At 45.8% G+C, this 6,734-nt stretch carries 2 protein-coding genes and 1 pseudogene; 2 read left to right on the top strand and 1 reads right to left on the bottom strand.

Annotated elements, in window-relative coordinates:
• Positions 1-191: 191 nt before the first annotated feature.
• Positions 192-2,180, bottom strand: a complete 1,989-nt coding sequence (locus A2W93_09570; GenBank protein OFY56125.1) for a DNA gyrase subunit B — start codon at positions 2,178-2,180, stop codon at positions 192-194.
• A gap of 356 nt (positions 2,181-2,536) precedes the next feature.
• Here A2W93_09570 and A2W93_09565 point away from each other — a divergent pair, with 356 nt between their 5' ends.
• Positions 2,537-4,165, top strand: coding sequence for a hypothetical protein (locus A2W93_09565; GenBank protein ID OFY56124.1), 1,629 nt, complete (start codon positions 2,537-2,539; stop codon positions 4,163-4,165).
• A gap of 22 nt (positions 4,166-4,187) precedes the next feature.
• Positions 4,188-6,734 (top strand): annotated as a pseudogene (locus A2W93_09560) (hypothetical protein).

The raw sequence follows: 6,734 nt of genomic DNA, 5'->3' as shown, positions 1-6,734 counted from the left end.
AGGTCAGGAAAAATTCATAATAAGTATTTACACTCTTCCTTTGTTTTTATTGGATGAATTTCCTCAAAAACTTCAGAAAAAAATGGGTGTCCCAGTGGCGAAGTCAGGAATTAGTGATTGAATTGCATCATTCACGCAATAAAAAAACCACTTGAAAGCAAGTGGTTTTTTTGTATGATCAAGAATGTGTTTTACGCATCGATACGAGCATACTTAGCATTCTTCTCAATGAATTCACGGCGTGGCGGAACTTCATCTCCCATAAGCATCGAAAATATTCTGTCGGCTTCGGCGCCATTATCAATAGTTACCTGGCGCAGAGTGCGTGTGTCCGGGCTCATGGTTGTGTGCCATAACTGTTCTGCGTTCATTTCTCCAAGACCTTTGTAACGCTGAGTATGAATGTTTTTATCGGTTCCGCCTTCGCTTTTGTACAATTCTGTTAGGGCATCGCGCTGTGCATCGTCCCATGCATATTGCTCCTTAGCTCCTTTTTTTACGAGGTAGAGTGGAGGAGTTGCAATATAGACATACCCAAGTTCAATCAATTGCTTCATATACCTGAAGAAGAATGTCAGAATCAGCGTTGCAATATGACTACCGTCAACATCAGCATCGGTCATGATGATGATTTTGTGATAACGGAGTTTTGCGATATTGAGTTCTTTTGAATCTTCATCTGTTCCGATGGAAACACCAAAAGCAGTGAAAATATTTTTGATTTCCTCAGAGTCGAAAATTCTGTGTGCCATTGCTTTTTCAACGTTGAGAATTTTTCCACGGAGCGGTAGAATGGCCTGAAACTGGCGATTACGGCCTTGTTTAGCCGTACCACCTGCAGAATCACCTTCAACGAGAAAGATTTCACATAATCCCGGATCTTTTTCAGAACAGTCGGCAAGTTTGCCCGGAAGCCCTGTTCCTGTGAGTATGTTTTTACGCTGAACCAGTTCGCGTGCCTTGCGGGCCGCATGGCGCGCAGTAGCAGCCAGAATTACTTTGTTTACAATGGCTCTGGCTTCTTTTGGATGTTCTTCCATGTAGTAATTCAGATATTCTGAAATAACTGTATCTACAACACCCATCACTTCGTTGTTGCCAAGTTTGGTTTTTGTCTGACCTTCAAACTGAGGCTCCTGCACTTTGACTGATATGATGGCAGTGAGTCCTTCGCGGAAGTCGTCGCCATTGATATCAAATTTTAGTTTCGACAACATGCCCGATTTATCGGCATAAGCCTTTAAAGTACGCGTTAAACCGCGCCGGAAGCCAGCCAGGTGAGTGCCACCCTCAATCGTATTAATGTTGTTTACAAAAGTGTGCACGTTTTCCGAAAACGAGGTGTTATACTGCATCGCTATTTCCATGGGAACACCACCGCGTTCTCCTTCGAAATAAATGGGTTCGTCAATCAGTTTTTCGCGGGTGCCATCAAGATAACTAATGAAATCGCGAAGACCGGCGGCGGAATAGTATTCGTTGAAAATCGGCTTCCCGTCTTCTTCTTCTCGCTCGTCGGTCAATGTCAGGCGAATTCCTTTATTGAGAAAAGAAAGTTCTTTGAGGCGACTGGCTAAAATATCATATACGAAATCAACCATTGTGAAAATTGTTGCATCCGGGAAAAACTCTATGGTTGTTCCTGTCTTGTCTGTGGAGCCAATTTCTTCAACACTGGTCATTGGTTTACCACACGAGTATTCCTGCTGATAAATCTTTCCATTGCGATATACGGTAGCAATCAATTTTGAAGAAAGGGCATTGACACACGAAACACCAACACCGTGAAGACCACCAGAAACCTTGTAAGATCCCTTGTCGAATTTGCCACCGGCATGCAGGACTGTCATAACCACTTCGAGAGCCGATCGCTGTTCTTTTTCATGAAAATCAACCGGAATTCCACGGCCATTATCAGAAACCAGAATAGAGTTGTCTTTGCGGATAACGACTTCAATATTGTTGCAGTGGCCGCCTAATGCTTCATCGATTGAGTTATCTACAACTTCATAAACAAGATGGTGAAGCCCGCGCTGTCCGATATCGCCAATGTACATAGCCGGTCTTTTGCGAACTGCTTCGAGACCTTCCAAAACCTGAATGCTATCGGCTGAATAAGCGTTGCCGTTATTCTTTATTTTTTTGTCAGTTGTTTCTGTGTTTGTTGAATCCGTAGTCATGTTTTTAAGTCTTTGATATACAATAAATTAGCGCTATTGCTAATACTGTACAAAGGTAGCAAATTATACCGAAAAACAAAAGAAAAATGTCAACAGTTGTGGATAAAAATTAATGGATTTATTAATCTCTGAAATTTAGCATTATGGCTGCATTATAAGATCTTCAATCTAAAAAAATCAACATTGTTTTTGAAATACTGAGATATGAATATATATTTACACGTCAAATCACTTTTTGGCGACAATTGCAATGTAGGTTTGATAACCTTTTGTATCCCAAAACAACATTTTTTTGTGTTGCAAAATGGAGGTTGCCAATATATATTTGTTGCATTGAAACTTAAAAACCACTTCATATGAAAAAACTCGACAATTTTACAACTTCTGGATTTTTCAGGATGTTTCTTCTGCTCTGTTTGTTTTCGTGGGCAAGTGCGACTGCAAACAATGTCCGCATCTCAAACGTGACAAACACAAATCCGGGGGCAGCCGATCCCATTATTACCTTTGATGTTGCATGGGATAATAGTTGGCGTGTTTCGACCGGCCCATCAAATCACGATGCAGTTTGGATTTTTGTAAAATATCAAAAAGTACCAACCGGCTCGCCCAATTGCGAATCGTATCAGGAATGGCACCATGCAAAATTGACCAATGTTCCTGGTGATTTCAGTGTTGGTGCGCCCCTTGAAATTGTTTTTGTCGGCGATAGTATGGGAATTTATGTACAGCGCTCGGCCGATGGTATTGGAAATGTGGGCTCAACAACAGTCACCATTCGCCTCAATCTGGATGTGCCGGTGTCTCCTTTTGATCCGGAAATGAATTTTAAAATTTTCGGTGTTGAAATGGTGAATATTCCCCAGGGTGATTTTGAACTTGGCGATGGCATCAGTACAGGAACATTTAACAGCATATCCATTACAAATACGACAACAACCCTTACTGCTGCAACAGTGGGTGGTAGCGTCAATGCAACTATACCTTCAGCTTTTCCAAAAGGATATTCGGCTTTTTATTTAATGAAATACGAAGTTACCCAACAGCAATATGTTGATTTCCTCAATACGCTGACATTCAATCAGCAACTGAGCCGAACCATTCTGACTTCCACGCAGCTGGCTACTGATCCCGGCCTTGGTGGTGTTTGTGCAATGATTGCCGGTTGCCTTAGCAGGAACAGCATCAAACTTATTCAGGAAGGTATAAACGATAGCCGCCCCGGTGTGTTTGCGTGCGATTTTCAGCCGGCGCCAGGCGATCCGTTCAGTAGCGCCAACGATGGACAGTCGATTGCCAATAATTATATGAGCTATGGCGACCTGCTTGCATACCTCGATTGGGCTGCATTGCGTCCTATGACCAATTTCGAATTCGAAAAAACCAGCCGCGGTCCACTGGCGCGTGTTGGTAATGAATACATCTGGGGTTCAACAGATATTACACTGGCTCAGAGCACTTCGCTGAACAATCCGGGCACCGCTTCAGAAACGTCAACTACTGCCGGAAATGGCCTTTCGGCCTATGGTTCAGCCTCGACCAGCGGACCTCTGCGCGTTGGATTTAGTGCAACCGTAGCAACCGATCGGGTTACCAGCGCTTCGTCTTACTACGGAGTCATGAATCTGGGTGGAAACGTGTGGGAAATGGTTGTAGGTGGTTCAAATTCAGTCAATACGGGATACACACTCACATATTCAAGTCTCGGTGATGGAGAACTAACAGCTGCTGGATTATTCAATACACCCAACTGGCAAATGTATAACTCAATCAGTTATTCTTCGCTCGGTTGCGGATGTTGCTCATCTTATATCAAGTGGCATATGGAACTCCGCGGAGGTTCGTATATGAGCGCTAACAGCACTCTCAGGACTTCGGACCGCAGTAAAAATAATTCAGGCACTTGTGGCGGGGGACCCGATATGGGATTTGGAAATGCTGGTGATCAGCGTCAAAGCGATGTTGGTGGTCGCGGCGCACGTTAATCCTTACTGATAATATTTTATTATGAAAAGGATTCGTTCACCGATTCTGCTGCTTCTGTTTCTGCTGCTTTCAGTCTGGGGAAAATCCCAGTATCTGGGAGGTGACGGTAATGGTAGCTTTACAATGTCACTAACTCAGGCATCGTGTTCTTCACCTGCTTATCCCTCAATTTTTGCGGGAGGTGATGAAAACGGCGCTGCACTGGCTCTTGTCCAGCAGGCATCGTGTTCTGCTGTCATAATGCCCTCTGTTTTTTCCGGCGGAAATGAAAGCTCATCTTCGTCCGCGCTCTTATCTCAGGTTTCCTGTAATATTATTACCTATCCTTCTATTTTCACAGGAGGTGTCGAAGCCTCGGACAATGCTTTTATTGTTCCACAGGTTTCATGTGCCTCTGTAGTGTATCCGTCCATTTTTACCGGCGGTGCCGATGATGGGTTTTCCGGAACACCGGCTATACAGGTTGCCTGTATTACTCCGGCCGACCCGGGAATTTATGCAGGAGGAAGTAGTAATGTCACAACGGGAGTTACTTTCCTGACTGCCTGTGCGCCTTATGCAGAATTCGAAGCGGACACACAAATTGTATGTGAAGGCGATACTGTGTTTTTCACCGACCTCAGCCTTGGCGGTCCAACCGCATGGAGCTGGTCTTTCGAAGGTGGTACGCCGCTGGGCTCTTCTTTACAAAACCCGTTTGTTATTTATAATACGGTCGGCACTTATCAGGTGCAGCTTCAGATTACTGCTCCGAATGGAAACAGTACAGAGCTTAAAACAGGTTATATTGTTGTCGGGGCAAGTCCTTCTGCAACAATTACTGCTTCCGGTCCAACTTCGTTTTGCGAAGGAGATTCCGTTCAGCTGACAGTGAATCCGGTGTATCCTTCCTATGCATGGAATACCGGCCAGACTGCACAATCAGTCTATGCTTCGGCAAGCGGCAATTATTACAGTGTTGTAACTGCAGCGAATGGCTGTACAGCTAATACGGACACTATTACGGTCAATGTTCTGACCAATCCTGTTCCGTTGGTAACAACAAATGGTCCGACTACCTTATGTAACGCTGACACCCTAACGCTGACTTCTTCTCCGGGTACATCCTATATATGGCTGCCGGGAAGTGAAACTACGCAGACACTTGAAGTCACCGCTTCGGGGACATACTATGTGAGTGTGACCTATCCCAACGGCTGTTCAAATGTTTCAGCTCCTGTGAATGCGGTTTTCGGAACGACACCGGCAACACCGGTCATAACTCCTTCCGGCCCGCTCATATTCTGCAGCGGCGATAGTGTTGTATTGACTTCCAGTCCGGCCTCTTCGTATTTTTGGAATCCCGGATCTACAAACGCACAGACCATTATTGTGAAAAACTCCGGAACTTTCTATGTCGAAACCGGCAATGGAACAGGATGTACAGCGATGTCACTTCCTGTAACTGTGACAGTTTTGTCAAATACTCCAGCTCCTGTTATTACTGCATCCGGTCCGCTTGCATTCTGCAGCGGCGACAGTGTGGTTCTGACTTCATCTCCCGCAGCTTCGTATAACTGGTCGCCTGGAGCTCAGACGACTCAGAGTATTACAGTTCATACTTCAGGCACCTACTTTATCGAAGCTGACAACGGAAACAATTGTCCTTCAGTATCGACGCCGGTTGTGGTTTCAGTTGCATCAGTACCTGCCACGCCTACCATCGGTGCATCGGGTCCGCTTACATTTTGTGCGGGCGGCAATGTTGTGCTGACCGCATCGGCAGCGGGATCCTATCTTTGGTCTCCCGGTGGTCAAACCACGCAAAGCATCACTGTGAGCGTCACAGGCAACTATTATGTTGAGACCGGAAACGGTACAGGCTGCACTGCGTCTTCGACTCCGGTTGCTGTAACAGTGAATGCAATTCCTGCAACACCGGTTGTTAGTGCGTCGGGCCCGCTCACCTTCTGCAATGGCAGCAGTGTGACGCTGACTTCAACCGCGGCAACTTCTTACTACTGGTATCCGAACGGCGAGACTACGCAAAGCATCACCGTTTCTGCTTCCGGCAACTACTATGTTGAAACCGGCAATGGAACCGGTTGTACAGCATCTGCAACGCCAGTTTCAGTAACCGTGAATGCAGTACCAACCACGCCGACCATCAGTGCATCAGGACCGCTTGCATTTTGCGCAGGTGGCAATGTAGTGCTGACCGCATCAGCAGCGGGATCCTATCTTTGGTCTCCTGGTGGACAAACCACGCAAAGCATTACTGTGAGCGCCACAGGTAATTATTATGTTGAAACCGGAAACGGTACAGGCTGCACTGCGTCTTCAACTCCGGTTGCTGTAACAGTGAATTCAGTTCCTGCAACTCCGGTTGTTAGTGCGTCGGGACCGCTCACCTTCTGCTCTGGCAGCAGTGTGACGCTGACTTCGACAGCTGCAACATCATACTATTGGTATCCGAACGGCGAGACCACACAAAGCATCAGCGTGAGCGCTACCGGCAACTACTATGTTGAAACCGGCAATGGAACCGGTTGTACAGCATCTGCAACGCCAGTTTCAGTAACCGTGAAT

It is taken from the genome of Bacteroidetes bacterium GWF2_43_63 (assembly GCA_001769275.1).
GTDB lineage: Bacteria > Bacteroidota > Bacteroidia > Bacteroidales > DTU049 > GWF2-43-63.
This window is presented reverse-complemented; position numbering and strand designations above follow the sequence as displayed.

What these genes read in the sequence shown, in the direction of transcription:
- A2W93_09570 (OFY56125.1), bottom strand. Translation starts at nt 2,180, where the DNA reads ATGACTACGGATTCAACAAACACAGAAACAACTGACAAAAAAATAAAG.
- A2W93_09565 (OFY56124.1), top strand. Translation starts at nt 2,537, where the DNA reads ATGAAAAAACTCGACAATTTTACAACTTCTGGATTTTTCAGGATGTTT.